This is a genomic window from Micrococcus sp. HOU01 (genome assembly GCF_035609305.1).
Classification (GTDB): domain Bacteria; phylum Actinomycetota; class Actinomycetes; order Actinomycetales; family Micrococcaceae; genus Micrococcus; species Micrococcus luteus.
In genome coordinates this window covers 2,458,994-2,475,171 of sequence record NZ_CP141211.1, presented here as the reverse complement: position 1 = coordinate 2,475,171, position 16,178 = coordinate 2,458,994, and the positions used below count along the sequence as shown (strand labels likewise).

The 16,178-nt window shown below is 73.8% G+C and carries 11 protein-coding genes, 1 tRNA gene and 1 other RNA gene; 5 read left to right on the top strand and 8 right to left on the bottom strand.

Annotation, left to right across the window (positions count from 1 at the left end; translation table 11 throughout):
- Nucleotides 1–38 precede the first annotated feature (38 nt).
- On the bottom strand, nucleotides 39–3,524 hold the full coding sequence (locus SOY78_RS11345; RefSeq protein WP_324701592.1) for a DNA polymerase III subunit gamma and tau: 3,486 nt from the start codon (nucleotides 3,522–3,524) through the stop codon (nucleotides 39–41).
- Nucleotides 3,525–3,602: 78 nt separating this feature from the next.
- On the opposite strand from SOY78_RS11345, the gene SOY78_RS11340 reads away from it, so the two are divergent.
- The gene (locus tag SOY78_RS11340) at nucleotides 3,603–4,268 is read left to right on the top strand and encodes a malonic semialdehyde reductase (RefSeq protein WP_324701591.1); all 666 of its coding nucleotides are present in this window, start codon (nucleotides 3,603–3,605) and stop codon (nucleotides 4,266–4,268) included.
- Between the two features lie 39 nt (nucleotides 4,269–4,307).
- Here SOY78_RS11340 and gluQRS read toward each other — a convergent pair whose 3' ends face one another.
- Nucleotides 4,308–5,294: a tRNA glutamyl-Q(34) synthetase GluQRS gene (gene gluQRS, locus SOY78_RS11335; protein WP_141844107.1), complete on the bottom strand. Its 987-nt coding sequence runs from the start codon at nucleotides 5,292–5,294 to the stop codon at nucleotides 4,308–4,310.
- Nucleotides 5,295–5,311: 17 nt separating this feature from the next.
- Nucleotides 5,312–5,408: signal recognition particle sRNA small type (ffs, locus tag SOY78_RS11330), an RNA gene on the bottom strand.
- 155 nt (nucleotides 5,409–5,563) lie between these two features.
- Here ffs and SOY78_RS11325 point away from each other — a divergent pair.
- Together SOY78_RS11325 and SOY78_RS11320 are read left to right on the top strand one after the other, a co-directional pair.
- Nucleotides 5,564–5,649, top strand: a tRNA-Ser gene (locus SOY78_RS11325).
- 217 nt (nucleotides 5,650–5,866) lie between these two features.
- Nucleotides 5,867–7,429, top strand: coding sequence for an alanine/glycine:cation symporter family protein (locus SOY78_RS11320; RefSeq protein ID WP_060973436.1), 1,563 nt, complete (start codon nucleotides 5,867–5,869; stop codon nucleotides 7,427–7,429).
- Between the two features lie 87 nt (nucleotides 7,430–7,516).
- Here the strand turns inward: SOY78_RS11320 and poxB are convergent, their stop codons facing one another.
- Together poxB and SOY78_RS11310 are read right to left on the bottom strand one after the other, a co-directional pair.
- Entirely contained in the window at nucleotides 7,517–9,232 is a 1,716-nt protein-coding gene (gene poxB, locus SOY78_RS11315; RefSeq protein WP_141844105.1) for a ubiquinone-dependent pyruvate dehydrogenase, read from the bottom strand.
- 130 nt (nucleotides 9,233–9,362) lie between these two features.
- The gene (locus SOY78_RS11310) at nucleotides 9,363–10,259 is read right to left on the bottom strand and encodes a haloacid dehalogenase (RefSeq protein WP_324701590.1); all 897 of its coding nucleotides are present in this window, start codon (nucleotides 10,257–10,259) and stop codon (nucleotides 9,363–9,365) included.
- 114 nt (nucleotides 10,260–10,373) lie between these two features.
- Between SOY78_RS11310 and SOY78_RS11305 the strand changes: the two genes are divergently transcribed.
- Both SOY78_RS11305 and SOY78_RS11300 read left to right on the top strand, forming a co-directional pair.
- Complete coding sequence (locus tag SOY78_RS11305) at nucleotides 10,374–11,306, top strand: tryptophan-rich sensory protein (RefSeq protein WP_206397881.1); 933 nt, start codon at nucleotides 10,374–10,376, stop codon at nucleotides 11,304–11,306.
- Between the two features lie 150 nt (nucleotides 11,307–11,456).
- Nucleotides 11,457–12,227, top strand: a complete 771-nt coding sequence (locus SOY78_RS11300) for a thermonuclease family protein (protein ID WP_317676620.1) — start codon at nucleotides 11,457–11,459, stop codon at nucleotides 12,225–12,227.
- A 93-nt stretch (nucleotides 12,228–12,320) separates the two neighbouring features.
- Here SOY78_RS11300 and SOY78_RS11295 read toward each other — a convergent pair whose 3' ends face one another.
- From SOY78_RS11295 to SOY78_RS11285, 3 genes are all read right to left on the bottom strand, one after another.
- The gene (locus tag SOY78_RS11295; RefSeq protein WP_255502767.1) at nucleotides 12,321–13,412 is read right to left on the bottom strand and encodes a YihY/virulence factor BrkB family protein; all 1,092 of its coding nucleotides are present in this window, start codon (nucleotides 13,410–13,412) and stop codon (nucleotides 12,321–12,323) included.
- Between the two features lie 106 nt (nucleotides 13,413–13,518).
- Nucleotides 13,519–14,937, bottom strand: a complete 1,419-nt coding sequence (locus SOY78_RS11290; protein ID WP_317676621.1) for an L-serine ammonia-lyase — start codon at nucleotides 14,935–14,937, stop codon at nucleotides 13,519–13,521.
- A gap of 184 nt (nucleotides 14,938–15,121) precedes the next feature.
- A complete protein-coding gene (locus tag SOY78_RS11285; RefSeq protein ID WP_324701589.1) occupies nucleotides 15,122–16,021 on the bottom strand; it encodes an NUDIX hydrolase in 900 nt (299 codons plus the stop codon).
- Between the last annotated feature and the right edge of the window lie 157 nt (nucleotides 16,022–16,178).

The following is a 16,178-nucleotide window of genomic DNA, read 5'->3' as shown; positions in this document are numbered from 1 at the left end:
ATGCCCGCGGCCCCGGACGGCGTACGGGCGCGTTCGCCTCAGGCGTCGTTGGGGCGTTCCTCGAGCAGACGGCCGCCGAGCACCCGTTCGACGACGGCCCGGCCCACGAGGCCCGAGTCCTCGAGCGGGACGTCGTCGTCGCTGACGACCTCGTCCTCCCACCCCACCCCGGACGTCGCCAGGGCGGCGGGGCCGGTGTCGGCGGGCCGGGTCAGGCCGCGGCCCTGGGCGGCCTCGCGGGCGGCGCGGATGGCCGCGGCCCGCGCGTCCAACGACGGCGGCGCCGAGGCTCCCCCGGCAGGCTCGACGTCGGCGGGGCGCGCCCCGAGCGAGGCCGCGCTCGGCCGGCCCCCGGCGGGGGAGCCCGGCGAGGCGTCCGGGGCGGGGCCACCGGGAGCGCCGGGGCCGCCGCCCGTCCCGCCGCCGCCGCTCGAGCCCGCGTTCACCGGAGGCTCGAGGGGCCCACCGGCCCGCAGCCGCTCCATGAGCCGCGGGTACATGCTCGCCGGATGGCCCGAACCCGGGAAGTCCGCCCCGCCCGGGCCGGCAGCCGCACGCGGCGTGGCGTCCGCGTCGTCGGCGGGCACGCCCGGATCGGGGGTCTCGTCGGCCGTGGGCGCGCCCGTGGGGCGCCGCTGCTCGTCCGAGGACGGGCCGGCGCCCGAGGCGGCCGGGTGGAGATCGCGTCGCTCCGTGGCCGCTGCGTCGTCATCCGGGGCGGGTGACGGCGTGGCAGGCCGGGCGGAGTCACCGTCCGCGGCCGCGCCCGCGCCGTCGTCGAAGCCGGCGGGACGGGTCGCGCCGAAGCGCTTCGCGAACTCGGCGCGCAGCTCCGCCTCCGGACGGGCGAACACGGGGATCGAGTGCTCCTCCTCGCGGACCAGCGGCCCCGGGTCGTAGGCCCGACGGACCTCCTCGGCGCTCGGCTCGCTCTCGCCGGGGGTCGGGGCGTCGGGCTGGACCGGGGAGTCCTGGCCGGCGTCCGGCGCGGCGCCGCCGGGGGCCGGTGCGGCCTGCGGCGGCGCGCCCCAGTCCTCGACCGACGGCACGGGGCCGTCCCAGCCGGCGGCGCCGACGGGCCGCTCCTCGGCGTCGCGGGCCGGCGGGGTCCAGCCCTCGGGGCCGTCCGAGTCGTCCTGCTCCGCGTCCGGGTCGAACGCGGGCAGCGAGTCCCACGGGTCCTCCTCGGGCGGGGGAGCGTCGTCCCAGGCGGGCGGCTCCTCATCCGGGCCGCCCCAGCCGTCCGCCGGCGGGGCGGGGGCGGGCGTCGTCGACGACGTCGGCGCCGGCCCCCAGGAGGTGGCGGGAGCCGCGGGCGTCCAGGCGGGGGACGGCTCCGGCGTCTGACGCTGCTGCGTGGCCCGGGGCGGAACGGCCGGCGGCGCCGGATCGTCCTCCGCGGTGGAGGGTGCGGCGGAGCGCGGCGGGGTGGGGCGGGAGGACTCCGGCTCGCGCGGGGCCTGCCCCGGTGCCGGAGCGGGCCGGTTCGGCTGCGCCGTCGGTCGGTCGGGCCGGCCCTGCTGCGGGGCCGGACGCTCAGGCCGGTCCGTCCGCGCCGGGCCGGCCGGGCGAGCGCTGGACTGTGCGCGGGCGTCCCCGGTCGGCGCGTCCCCACCGAGGATCAGGTCGAGCCGCGGGCGGATGCCGAGCACCTGGTGGACGGCCTCGCCGAGCACGCGGTCGCCGCCCCGGCCGAGCAGCGACTGGCGGGGCCCGTCCTGCTGGAAGCCGATCGTCAGCAACGAGCCGTCGTAGCCCGCGACGCTCGCGTTGTCCTTCACCAGCATCCACACCAGGCGTGAGGCGTCCTCGAGGGCCGTGAGGATGTCCGGCCAGGCCCGGCGGATCATCTCCACCTGGCTCGCCGCCGGGGCGGGCGTGGGGCCCGACGGCGCGGCCGTCTCCTCCGGCCCGTGGGCGGGGGCCGGCGCGGCACCGGTGCGCTCCTGGGCCTGGGACCGGCCCTCGGGCTCGGGCCGGCCCTCAGGCTCGGGGCGGCTCCCGGCCTCCGGGCGGCGCGTGTCCCCGGAACGGGCCCCGACCTCAGCCGGTTCGGGCCGCTTGGGCTGCGGCGCCTGCTGCGGACGCTCGGACCCCGTGGCCCCGGCGGCGGCGTCCCCCTCCGGCGCCTCTGCCGCGGACTGCGGGGCAGGCGGCGTCCAGCGCTCCGGCGGGGCGGTGGACGCGGTCGGCGCGGGCTCCTCCGGCCGCCGCATGGCGGCCCGGGCGAGCGCGGCACCGGTCAGAGTGCTGGAGCCCTCCGCGTTCTCGGCCGATCCGCCGCCGTCCGCGGCGGGCGTGCCGGACCGGGCCGGCGTCGTCGTGCCCTCGGAGGCGCCGTCCTCGATGGGCGCGGCGCCACCGAGCTCGAGGCGCCGTTCGAGGGCCTCGAGGCGGGCGGCCAGGCCGCGGTGCGTCTCGTCCGAGGCGGGCAGCAGCAGGCGCGCCATGAGCAGCTCGAGGTGCAGGCGGGGACTGGTGGCCCCCACCATGTCCGTCAGCGCGAGGTTGGTGATGTCCGCGAGGCGGGAGAGCTCCGCGCGGGAGAGCTGCGCGGCCTGCGCGGAGAGACGCCGCACCTGGTCCTCCGGCATGCCGTGCAGGATCGCCCCGGCCTCCTCCGGCAGGGCACGCGCGATCACGAGGTCGCGGAAGCGGTCCAGCAGGTCCTCGACGAAGCGGCGCGGGTCCTGGCCGGACTGCACCACGCGGTCCACCACGCGGAACACGGTGGGGGTGTCGTCCGCGGCGACGGCGTCGATCACGTCGTCCAGCAGGGCTTCCGGGGTGAAGCCGAGCAGGCTCACCGCGAGCTCGTAGGAGACCTGGCCCTCCTGGGCACCCGCGATCAGCTGGTCCAGCACGGAGAGCGTGTCACGCACCGAGCCCGTGCCGGCGCGCACCACGAGCGGCAGCACGCCCTTCTCCACGGACACGCCCTCCTCCGCGCACAGCTGCTCGAGGTAGGCGATGAGCGGCTCCGGCGGCACGAGCCGGAACGGGTAGTGATGGGTGCGGGAGCGGATGGTCCCGATGACCTTCTCCGGCTCCGTGGTGGCGAAGATGAACTTCAGGTGCTCCGGCGGCTCCTCCACGATCTTGAGCAGCGCGTTGAAGCCCGCCGCGGTGACCATGTGCGCCTCGTCGATGATGAGGATCTTGTAGCGGTCCCGGACCGGGGCGAACGTGGCCCGCTCGCGCAGGCCGCGGGCGTCCTCCACACCGCCGTGCGAGGCCGCGTCGATCTCCAGCACGTCCAGCGAGCCCGGCCCGCCGGTGGCCAGGTCCCGGCACGAGTCGCACTCGCCGCACGGCGTGGGCGTGGGGCCCTGGGCGCAGTTCAGGCAGCGCGCGAGGATGCGGGCGGACGTGGTCTTGCCGCAGCCGCGCGGGCCGGAGAAGAGGTAGGCGTGGTTCACGCGGTCCTTCGCCAGTGCGGTGCGCAGCGGCACCGTGACATGGTCCTGCCCGATCACGTCCTCGAAACGGTCCGGGCGGTAGCGGCGGTACAGGGCGGTGCTCACCCTCGAAAGCCTATCCGGCGGGCGGACGGGCTAAGGAAGCCGGGGAATGCGCCCACCCGCCGGCCCGTTCCCTGGCCCATGACCACCACGCACATGCACACCGACGCCGAGGACACGATCCACCCCACGCAGCCGGCCCCGGACGCGGGACCGCTGAGTCAGGCCGAGATCGACCGCCTCTTCGCGGACCGCCACACGACGCAGCTCTTCTCGGACGAGCCCGTCGACCTCGCGCTGATCGAGCGGGCCTACGCGGACCTCCGCTGGGCGCCGACCGCCATGAACAACCAGCCGCTGCGGCTCGACGTCGTGGACAGCCCCGAGGCCCGTGCCCGCCTGACTCCGCTCATGATCGAGTTCAACCGGGAGAAGACGGAGCGCGCCCCGCTCACGCTGATCGCCTCCTACAACCTCGACTGGCACCGCCACATGGGCCACCTCGCCCCGTTCCGGGAGGGCTTCGAGGAGGACGCCGAGGGCAAGCCGGGCATGCGCGAGGGGATGGGCCGCACGAACGCGCTCATCCAGGTGGGCTACCTGCTCGTGGCCCTGCGCGCCCACGGGCTCGAGGTCGGCCCCATGGCCGGGTTCGACGCCGCCGCCGTGGACGCCGAGTTCCATGCGGACCGTGCCTGGAAGTCCCTCCTGGTGATCAACGTGGGCCACGCCGCCGCAGACGACGAGAAGGCGCAGCAGCCCCGCCAGGGCCGCCTCGACTTCGACCAGGCCGCCCAGGTCCTCTGACCGGGGCCGGGCCTGCGGCGGACCAGGGCGCCGGCCCGTTCAGAGCCCGGTGAACACCCACGGATCACGCGGCAGGGCGGCCGGGTCGAACGCGGGCACGGCGGCCGCCAGCGGTCCCGCGGGCAGGCCGAGGGACTCCAGCAGCCGGTCCCGCACCCGCTCGGGGGTCCACGCCGGGTCCTGCGCGGAGAGGTCCTCGAGGGTCACGGCGCCGTCCCGCTTGGCCAGCCGCCGCCCCTCCGTGTTCAGCACGAGCGGCACGTGCAGGTACTCCACCGCGGGCGTCGGCTCCCCGCGCGCGGCGCACAGCGCCTCGGCCAGCCAGCGCTGGCGCGGGGCCGAGTCGAGCAGGTCGTCGCCGCGGACCACCTGGTCCACGTCCTGCGCCAGGTCGTCCACGACGACGGCCAGGTTGTACGCGTACGCCCCGTCGTTCCGGCGCAGCACCAGGTCGTCGACCAGGCCCGTGACCTCGCCGTGCAGCACGTCCACGGCGGTCGCGCGCGGGATCTCGCCCGCCGGCAGGCCCGCGACCTTCGCCACGTCGATCCGCAGGGCGGCGGGGCGCACCCGCCGTCGCTCGGCCCGCTCGGCCTCGGTCAGGCCGCGGCAGGTGCCCGGATAGAAGCCGGGCGGACGCAGCGGCACGGCGCCGCCGGAGGCGGGGGCGCCGTCGTCGGGTCGCGGGTGCGGGGCCGACGTCGCCTCGGCGATGTCCTTGCGCGAGCAGAAGCACTCGTAGACCGCGTCCGCGCCGTGCGCGGCTCGCAGGGCGGCCACGGCGGCGTCGTACAGGGCGGTGCGTTCGGACTGGCGCACCGGCTCGGCGTCCCAATCCAGCCCGACGGCGGCCAGGTCCGCCCGCTGGTCGGCCTCGGCCCCGGAGCGCACGCGGTCCAGGTCCTCGACCCGCAGCAGGAAGGCACGGTCCGTGGCGCGCGCCGCGAGCCACGCGACGAGCGCGGTGCGCAGGTTGCCCAGGTGCAGGCTTCCCGTGGGGGAGGGGGCGTAGCGTCCGGCGGGCATGGGATCTCCTGGGGGAAAGTGAAGACCCCTCACGCACCTGCCAGAGCCCACCTACCCTTGCTACCTTCCGGTCCTGGGGGAGTTCAGCGAGATGACACCACGTGAGGGGCCGCCGACAACTCTACCAGGGTGGCGGCGGGCGGAGCGATTCGGGGCACGGCGAGCCCCGGGCCGGGCCCGCGCCTCCCGCGGGGGATTGGCGCGGCCCAGGACGATCTGGTTATGATGGAGATTGCCCTCGCGCGGTCCGCCGCAGGAGGGCGCACCAAGGAGGATTCGCCTAGCGGCCTATGGCGCACGCCTGGAACGCGTGTTGGGTTAACAGCCCTCGGGGGTTCAAATCCCCCATCCTCCGCGGGCAAGCCCCGGGACCCCAGTGGTTCCGGGGCTTTTCGCATGTCCGGGGCCGCTGTCGTCGCGGGCCGCGCGCCCGGATTCCCGATCCGCCACGCTGGATGCGAGACGCGGGTCACATTTGCGCGTATCCTTCTCCCCAGTTGTCCGGGACCGCCGGCGGCCGCCGCTCGGAGCTCGCACCGCACCGGCCATCCCCACCCCGATCTGGAGACCCCATGTCCTTCGCAGATCTCATCACCGCCGTGAACGACGTCATCTGGTCCCCGGCCCTGATCTGGCTCTGCCTGATCGTCGGCCTCTACTTCACCATCCGGACCATGTTCCTGCAGTTCGTGAACATCCCGGACATGGTGAAGCAGCTCCGCGAGGGCCAGGACTCCGCGGACGGCACCTCGTCCCTCCAGTCCCTCATGATGTCGCTCGCCGGCCGCGTCGGCATGGGCAACATCGGCGGCGTCGCCACAGCCATCGCGTTCGGCGGCCCCGGTGCCGTGTTCTGGATGTGGGTCATGGCCCTGCTCGGCGCCGCCACGTCCTTCATCGAGTCCACGCTCGGCCAGATCTACAAGGAGCGCGACCCGGACACCGGCGAGTACCGCGGCGGCCCGGCGTACTACTTCGAGAAGGCCTACAAGCACACGGCCGCCGCCCCCGCGTTCAAGGTGTACGCCATCCTGTTCGCCGTCGTCACCGTCTTCGCCACCAGCTACTTCCTGCCGGGCGTGCAGGCCAACGGCGTGGCCGCGGCCGTGGGCGAGGCGTGGGCCGTGCCCGCCTGGGTCGTGGCCCTGGCCATGGTCATCCTGCTGGCCTTCATCGTCCTGGGCGGCGTGAAGCGCATCGCGACGTTCGCCGTCTACGTGGTGCCCGTGATGGCCGTGCTGTACATCATCCTCGCGCTGATCGTGCTGTTCCTGAACTTCGACCAGATCCCCGAGGTCTTCGGCTCCATCTTCGCCAGCGCGTTCGGCGTGCACGCCGTGTTCGGCGCGATCCTCGGCCTCGCCATCCAGTGGGGCGTGAAGCGCGGCGTCTACTCCAACGAGGCCGGCCAGGGCACGGGCCCGCACGCCGCCGCGGCCGCCGAGGTCTCGCACCCGGCAAAGCAGGGCTTCGTGCAGGCGTTCGCCGTGTACATCGACACGCTCTTCGTCTGCTCGGCCACCGCGTTCATCATCATCTCCACGGGCGCCTACCGGGTGTACTCGGACGGGTCCGGCTCCGGCCTGCTGTTCGAGGGCATCGTCTCGCCGACGGCCTCCGAGGGCCCGGCCTTCGTCCAGACCGGCTTCGACGCCATGTTCTCCGGCTTCGGCCCCACGTTCGTGGCCGTGGCGCTGGCGTTCTTCGCCTTCACCACGATCGTGGCGTACTACTACATGGCCGAGGTCAACATCGTGTTCCTCACGCGCAACCTGCGCAACGGCATGGTCCGCCGCGTCGCGCTGCGCTTCCTGCAGGCCCTGATCCTCGTGTCGGTGGCCTACGGCGCCGTCGCCACCACGGGTGCGGCCTGGGGCCTCGGCGACATCGGCGTGGGCTCCATGGCCTGGCTGAACATCCTCGGCATCCTGGTGCTGCAGGGCCCGGCCCTCAAGGCCCTCAAGGACTACCGCGCACAGAAGCGCCAGGGTCTCGACCCGCAGTTCGACCCGCGCCCGCTCGGCATCCGCAACGCGGACTTCTGGGAGCACCGCGCCGACGGCCTGATCACCCAGGGCGTCGCCGGCACGGCCGAGCACCCGATCGTCGCCGAGGGCGGCGCCCACCGCGCCTGACCTACCGGCGGGGCTGGGCTCTCCCCGCCCCACCACGACGACGGCCCGGACGCCGCCAGCGTCCGGGGCGTCGTCGTGCGCGGCAGGTCAGAAGAGCTGGCGCAGGTTCGCCTTGGCGAGGTCGAGCAGCTTGGTGCCCTTGCCGTCGAGGACGGTGCGCATGGCGTAGAGCGCGAACCCCTTGGCCTGCTCGAACTCGATGCTCGGCGGGATCGTCAGCTCCTGACGCTCGGTCTTGACCACCAGCAGCGCCGGCCCGTCGTGGGCGAGGAACTCGCGCATCACCGCGGGCAGGTCCGTCGTGTGGTCCGCGCGGAAGCCCTTGATGCCGACCGCCTCCGCGATCGCCGCGAAGTCCGGGTTCTCCAGGCCCGTCCCATAGGGGACGAACCCGGCGGCCATCATCTCGAGCTCCACGAAGTTCAGCGAGTCGTTGTCGAACACGAGCGTCTTCACGGGCAGGCCGTTCTGCACGAACGACAGCAGCTCGCCGAGCATCATGGCCAGCCCGCCGTCGCCGGCCATCGCCACCACCTGGCGGGTGGGGTCGACCGCCTGGGCGCCGACCGCCTGGGTGACCGCGTTGGCCATGGAGCCGTGGGACAGGGAGCCGATGATCCGGCGGCGCCCGTTCATCGTCAGGTACCGGGAGGCCCAGATCACGGGGGAGCCGACGTCGGGCAGGAACACCACGTCGTCGTCGGCCAGCTCGTCGAGGAGGCGGGCCACGTACTGCGGGTGCACGCGTCCGCGTCCCGGGGAGGCCAGCTGATCGAGGTCCTTGCGGGTCTTGGCGTAGTGCTTGAGCGCCTTGTCCAGGAACGCCGACGACGAGTTCCCGCGCAGCAGCGGCAGCAGAGCCTGGGCCGTCTCCTTCACACCGCCCACGAGCGGCACGTCCACGGCCACCCGTCGGCCGATCTGCTCGCCGCGCACGTCCACCTGGATGACCGTGGCGTCCTCGGGGTAGAACTGCCGGTACGGCAGGGAGGAGCCGAGGATCAGCAGCGTCTCGGCCTCCTTGAGCGCGTGGTAGCCGGAGGCGAAGCCGAGCAGGCCGGTCAAGCCGACGTCATACGGGTTGTCGTACTCGATCCGGTCCTTGCCGCGCAGAGCGTGGACGATCGGGGCCTGCAGGCGCTCCGCCAGGGCCACGACCTCGTCGTGGGCGCCGGCCGCACCTGCGCCGGCCAGGATGGTGATCCGCTTGGACGAGTCCAGGGCCTCGGCGGCCTCGCGCAGCACGGAGTCCGCCGGGATGACGCGGGACGGCGTGTGACGGATCACCTCGGGCTTCGCGGAGAGCTCGGTGAGGGCCACGTCGCCCGGGATCACGAGCACGGCCACGCCCCGCTGCTCGACGGCGGCCCGCATCGCGGTGCGCAGCATGCGGGGCATCTGGTCCGCCGAGGAGACGTGCTCCACGTAGACGGAGCACTCGCGGAACAGGTCCTGCGGGTGGGTCTCCTGGAAGTAGCCCGAGCCGATCTCCTCCGACGGGATGTGCGCGGCGATCGCGAGCACCGGGGTGCGGGAGCGCTGGGCGTCGAACAGGCCGTTGATCAGGTGGAGGTTGCCCGGACCGCACGAGCCCACGCAGACCGCGAGCTCGTCCGTGAGCTGGGACTCGGCGGAGGCGGCGAAGGCCGCGGTCTCCTCGTGCCGGGTGTGCACCCACTGGATGCCGCCGTGGGAGCGCAGGGCCTCGGTCAGCCCGTTGAGGGAGTCCCCGGGCACGCCGTACATGCGGCGCACGCCCGAGGCGTGGAGGGTCTCGACGATGTTCTGGGCGACGGTGGCCACGGTGGAACCTCTCTCTGGTCGGGAGGCGCCCGGGCCGGTTCGGCAGGGGCGCGGCATTCCCTTCCACGCTAGGGGTCGAGGTCCAGGCCCGGGGAGGGTCGGCCGTCCGCAGAGGGGGCGTCCGGCCTGGTCAGCGCAGCAGGTCGCGCTCCACCCAGCGCAGCAGGGACTCGCCCGCCCGCTCGTGGACGTCGTCGGCGTCGCCGATGCCGCGTTCGGCGAGGATCGCCGCCGTCACCACGCCGTAGGGCTTCTCGGGGACGCCGTCGGCGGGCCGCACGTCCATGTGCTCCACGGCGAGTCCGCGCTCGTGCAGCCGGTCGGCCATGGCGTAGTCGCTGCGCGAGTCGCCCGCGGTGAGCCAGCGTTCGGGCACCGGGGTGCCCGCCTCCGCCAGCAGGTCGAAGCAGCGCTCGACGCCCAGGTCCTTGCCGGAGGAGCGGTGCTCGACGTCCACCGAGATCACCGAGGGGGCCACGCGCACCTCCTCGGCGAGTCCGCGCTCGGCGAGCAGATCCTCGACGCCCGCGGCGACGTCGTCGCGCACCCGCTCGTACTCCGTCTGGTCGGCGCCGACCGTCTTCTCGAGGGAGACCATGGCCAGCTTGGTGCGGTCGGTGAACTGCAGGTCCCCGGCGCGCTCATCGTTCAGGGCCCAGATCGCGTCACGGGTGTCCGCGTCGATGGCCATGTCCGGGTCGGTGCGGAGCCAGTCCGGGGCGGTGCCGTCCACGGTGACGTCGGGCAAGTCCCCGGAGGGCACGGCGGAGAACGGGAACCACACGGCGCCCTTCTCGCAGACCGCGTGGAAGGGAGCGTCGTCCGGGAGGCCCGTGTCCCGCAGCGGGGCGATCACGTTGTGCAGGAGGAAGTCCGTGGAGCGGCCCGTGTTGAAGCCGACCGGCACCCCGCGCCGCGCGAGGCGGACGAGCACGTCGATGATCCCCTCCGGCACGGTCCGGGTCTCGGTGGAGGCCACGGGGCCGTCCACGTCCAGCAGGAGTCCGATCGGGGAGGGAGTGCGCATGCCCCCACCCTAGGCCGTGGTGGCCCGTGCCCGCGATGGGCCCGGCGGCTACGCTGACCCTGAGACCCGCCCCGCCCGGGGCGCACCCCCGACGATCACCCCACGGGAGCACCCATGAGCACCGCCACCGACCTCGGCCCGTCCCGCAGCCCCTTCGGCCCCGACGCCGCGGCGCGCGTCCCCAGCTCGGGGACGGGGCTGTCCTCGACGGGCGGCCGGGTGGCCATGCTCGTGGTCGTGATCCTCGCGGTCGTGGCCGCGTTCCTGGGCTCCGGCGTCGTCGGCGGCCTGACCCCCGTGGCCGAGGCCGCGGGCGGCTGGCTCGGCCCGGACGCCACCTGGGTGTCCCCGGCGACCCCCGCGTTCGGCATCTGGTCCGTGATCTACGCGGGCCTGCTGGCGTACGCCGTGTGGCAGTTCCTCCCCTCGGCCCAGTCTGCCCGTCACGACCGCCTGCGACCGTGGATCCTGATCTCGGTGCTGCTCAATGCCGCGTGGATCTGGACGGTGCAGGCCGGGCTGCTGGGGCTGAGCGTCGTGGTGATCGCGCTGCTGCTGGCGTGCCTGGCGTGGATCCTGGTGCTCCTCGAATCCGTCCGCGCGCACAGCTGGGGCGAGCGGATCCTCCTGGACGGGGTGCAGGGCCTGCATCTGGGCTGGGTCTCGATCGCCGCCGTGGCGAACCTGGCCGCGTGGCTGGCCTCGACCGGCGTCGTCGGCGATCCGGGGCAGTCGTCCCTCTGGGCGAAGGTGATGCTCGTGGTGGCCGTGCTGATCGGTGCGTTCACGGCCGTGTACAACGGCGGCCGCCCGGCTCCGGCGTTCGCGCTCGCGTGGGGTCTGGTGTGGATCGGCGTCGGCCGCGCGGACGGCACGGGGCTGCTCTCGGGCAGCCTCGCCCTCCTGGCGTGGGGCGGCGCGGCGATCGTCCTGCTGTGCTGGCTGGCCGCGCTGCTGCTCTCCCGCCGGTCCGCGACGGGCGAGGCCCGCGACCTCGTCCTCGACGCACTCGACGGCGGCGGCGACCCCATCGACGGCCGTCGCTGACCCCCGTCGTCATTGACGGAACGGGGACCGATGCTGTCGTGACGTGCGGCAACACCTGTGCCTCCCACATGCGATGATGTGGTGATCCGAAGGCCCCGCCTCACGGCGGGGCCTTCGTCATGTCCCCGTCCCTTCCCCTCCAGGATCCTCGTGCCCCTTGCCCGTCTGCGCGCGGCGCTCCCCGCGGCCGCACTGTCCCTGCTCCTGCTCACCGGCTGCACCGCCACCGACGACGGCGTCATCCCGGAGAGCACCGAGGGAGACGTGGTCACGGTCGAGTCGATCTCGGACGGCGACACGCTCCGCGTGACACTCGGCGAGGTGTCCACGCGGGTGCGCCTGCTCAACATCGACACCCCCGAGACCCGCCACCCCTCGAAGCCGGTCGAGTGCATGGGCCCGGAGGCGACGGCGGCGCTGAAGTCGATGATCAGCCCCGGCGACACGGTGGTGCTGCGGTACGACCGCCGGCTCTACGACCGCTATGACCGCCTCCTCGCCGGCGTGTACGCAGACGGCGTCCTGGTCAACGCCGAGATGGCCCGCCTGGGCTACGGCGAGCCGGCGGTCTTCGACGGCAACGACCGTTTCCTGCCCGAGGTCGAGGCGGCGTGGGAGGAGGCCCGGGCGAACGGCGTCGGCAGGTTCTCCGGGGAGTGCGGCACCGCGGCCCCGACCCCCGCCCCGGAAGCGGCCCCGGCCCCCGCCCCGGAGGCGGCCCCGGCCCCCGCGGCCGGCGACGCGGGGCCGGTGAGCGGAGCCGACTCCGAGTGCCCGGACTCCCACCCGGTCAAGGCGAACGACAACTCGGGCATCTACCACATGCCCGGTCAGCAGCACTACGGCAGGACCAACGCGCGCCACTGCTACGCCTCCGCCTCCGCGGCCCAGGCGGACGGCTACCGCGCGGCCCGGCGCTGAGGGCCCCGCGCACGACGACGGCCGCCCACCTCGCCAGGTGAGCGGCCGTCGTCGTCCGTGCCGAACGTGCGCCCGGCGCCGCGCCGGGTGCGGTCAGCGGCCCTCGTGGACGGCCCGCAGCTCGTAGCCCTTCTGCTCGAGCTCCTCCTGCTTCTCGGCCTTCTTGACGAGGGCGCCGGCGTCCTTCGGGGGCAGCTTCACGGCCTCCTCGGCGGGCATGCCGGCGGTCAGCTGCTTGGCGCGCTCCACCTCGGTGTCCAGCTCGAGGCCCAGCAGGAGCACGATGTTGAAGATCCACAGCGCGAAGAGCAGGGCCATCACGCCGCCGATCGCGCCGTAGGCCGAGTAGCCGGCCAGCGTCGTGAAGTAGAAGTACAGGCCCACGGAGGCCAGCACCATGCCCACGAGGGCGAAGATGTTGCCGGGGCCGAACATGTGGAAGCTGGGCTTCTTCACGTTCGGGGTCATGTAGTACAGGGTGGCGATCAGCACGAGCACCAGGAGGATCACCACCGGCCACTTCACCCACGCCCAGATCGGCAGGAACGTGTCCGAGAGGAAGTTCACCACGGAGGTGAGGCCGAGCGGCCCGGCGATGGGGGCGAGCAGGCCGTCGACGAGGGCGCGGTTGAGCGCCAGGGAGATCAGCACCAGGACGATGCCGATGAGCATGACGACGGTGGTCAGGAGGTTCGTCAGGGTCAGCTTCACGAAGCCGCGGCCCTCGGCGTAGTTGTACACCTGGTTCGACGCGCGGTTGAACGCCTTCACGTACGCCGAGGCGGACCACACCGCGGTCAGGATGCCGACCACCAGGGCGATGAGGCCGCCCGTGGACTGCTGCATCAGGTTGTCCACCACGCTCTGCACCACCGACTGGTAGTCGGACGGGACCATGGTGGTCAGCTGGGTGACCAGGTCGTCGACCGCCGAGCGGTTCGAGGCCAGCACGAGCGTGAGGATGGAGAACACGGCCAGCAGGGCCGGTGCCAGCGAGAGCACCATGAAGTACGTGAGCTTCGCGGCGAGGTCCGTGCCGCCGTCGTTCAGGAACTCCTTGAACGCCCGGGTCGCCGCGTACTTCCAGCCGGCGCCGTCCAGCTTGACGCCCTTCAGGCGCTCGGTGCGCTCCTCCGGATCGATCTTCGCGGCCTCCAGGGTCGCGTCCACAGGATGAATGGCCACGTCGGTCCTCTCACGCTCGGGGCAGGGTGTGGATCGGGAGTCACGGTAGCGGACGGGTGCCCCATCCGTCCCGACCGGAGCGGCGCTGGGCCGCGGACCCGGGCGATCAGCACTCGATGACATTCACGGCCAGGCCGCCGCGCGAGGTCTCCTTGTACTTGGACTTCATGTCCGCGCCGGTGTCGCGCATGGTCGTGATGGCCTGGTCCAGGGTCACCCGGTGCGAGCCGTCCCCGAGCAGCGCCAGCCGGGCCGCATTGATGGCCTTCACGGACGCGATCGCGTTGCGCTCGATGCACGGCACCTGGACGAGGCCGCCCACGGGGTCGCACGTCAGCCCGAGATTGTGCTCGATCCCGATCTCGGCTGCGTTCTCCACCTGGTCCACGGTGCCGCCGAGCACGGCGCACAGCGCGCCCGCCGCCATGGAGCAGGCCGAGCCGACCTCGCCCTGGCAGCCGACCTCGGCGCCGGAGATGGAGGCGTTGCGCTTGTACAGGATGCCGATCGCCGCCGCGGTGAGCAGGAACTCGACCACCTTGTCGTCGCGCTCCTGCTGCGTGGCGTGCTCGGGAAGCACGAAGCGCATGTAGTAGAGCATGACGGCCGGGATGATGCCCGCGGCGCCGTTCGTGGGCGCGGTGACGATGCGCCCGCCCGAGGCGTTCTCCTCGTTCACCGCGAGCGCGAAGAGGTTGACCCACTCCATGGCCCACATGGGGTCGGTGCGGTTGGTGGTCTGCAGCAGGTGCTCCCGCAGCGCGGGGGCCCGACGGCGGACCTGCAGTCCGCCGGGCAGGATCGGCTCGGTGCGGGTCACGCCGTTGTGGACGCATTCCTCCATGACGGCCCAGATGGCCAGCAGCTGGGTGCGCAGCTCGTCGAGGTCGTGCCGGGTGGCCTCGTTGGCGAGCATGAGCTCCGCGATGCTCAGGCCCGCCTCGTGGCAGCGGGCGGCGAGCTCGGCGCCCGTGGAGAAGGGGTACGGTTCGCCGGTGTCGCCGTCGTCGGTGCGGTTGACGTCCTTGGTGGCGTCCAGCTCGGCCTCGAGCTCGTCCGAGGTGACCACGAAGCCGCCGCCCACCGAGTAGTAGTCGCGGGTGTGGAGCTGTTCGCCGGCATCGTCGTAGGCGGTCAGGCGCATGCCGTTCGGATGCCCGGGCAGGGACTCGCGCATGTGCAGCGTCAGGTCGCCCTGCCGGTCGAAGACGATCTCGTGGCGCCCGTCCAGGGGCAGCCGACCGCCCGTGACGATCTCCTCCACGAGCCCGGTGCAGGCGTCCGGGTCGATGGTCTCAGGGTCCTGGCCGGCCAGGCCGAGCAGCACCGCGGTGTCCGAGCCGTGGCCCACGCCGGTGGCCGCCAGCGAGCCGAACAGCTCGGCGTGCACGCGGGCGGTGCGCTCGAGGACGCCGTGCTGGCCCATGCTGTCCGTGAAGCGGCGGGCAGCGCGCATGGGCCCCACGGTGTGGGACGAGGACGGGCCGATGCCGATCGAGAACAGGTCGAGGACGCTGAGCGCCATGCAGTGCTCCTAGGGTGCGAGCGGGACGCGCGGTGGCCGGGGGTGGGGGCCGGACGCGCGGAGCCGGGAGATCCAGTGCAGACCAGACTAGGGGCACGGGGCCCTGCAGGCCATGGGGTCGCGACTCGCGGTCCGCGCTGCTCTCCGGCCCGTCACCCACCGCACGGCCCGGAGCCGGGAGCGCTCAGAGGATGTTGTCCTTGGACTCCTCCACCTGCGCGGCCGCGCGGAACGCCGTCAGGTCACGCAGATACTCGTCCGCGTGGGGGAACACGGGCCCCTGCCCGGCCACGAGCATGACCCCCTCGAGGGGCTCGAACCGGGAGCGGCCCGCGTGGATGTCCTCGCCGGCGTCGACCAGGGTGCGCAGCTGCCACCATGTGGGGGCCATCAGGTTGACCTCGCCGGCCCGGAAGCGGCGCAGCAGCTCGGCGGGGGACGCCCAGCCGTGGCTGGCCGCCTCGGAGGACATCCGCTCGGGGGACTGGCCCTGCGGCAGGTGGACGGCGAAGAAGAACGTGTCGTAGCGGCGCGGGCCCCCGTGCGGGGTGATCCACCGGGACCACGGCACGAGCGCGCCGGCGTCGGGGCGCAGCCCCTCGCGGTCGAGCAGCTCCCCGAAGTCCACCTCGTGGCGCTCGACGGCGTCGCGCAGCTCGTCGGGGAACGCGGCCACCCGGGCCGGGTCCACGGGGGTGCCGGTGACGGCGTCCCGGGCCAGGAGCACTCCGGTCTCCTCGAACGTCTCGCGGACGGCGGCGGCCAGCACGCGGCCGGCGCCCTCGGCGGGGTCGAGCTCCGCGAGGGTGCCGTGGGCGTCCACGGGCTCGTGCGGCAGCCCCAGGCGCCGGCCCCAGTCGGCCAGATCCGTGCCCTCCCACAGCCGGTCCGGCAGGTTGTCCGCGGGGTCCACGCGGCCGCCGGGGAAGGCCGTGGCGTGGGCGCTGAAGGCCATGGTCCCGGCGCGGCGGACGGTGAACACCGAGGTCTCGCCGCCGGCCCCGGGCCGGACCAGCACGAGGGAGGAGGCGGGCACCGCCGGGACCCGGGGCCGGTCCTCTGCGGGCGGGGCGGCGGGGCTCACGGTGCCTCCTCGGTTCGGGCGATCATGGTCCGGACGCGCGGGCCGACGACGGCGGCCCCGGCCGCTCCCGCGCGGGGGTCATGCGGCCCGGATGTGCGCGGACCCGTAGTCTGTAGCGTAAGTCACCGTGCTCGGGGCGGAGGCCCCGGGGCGAGAC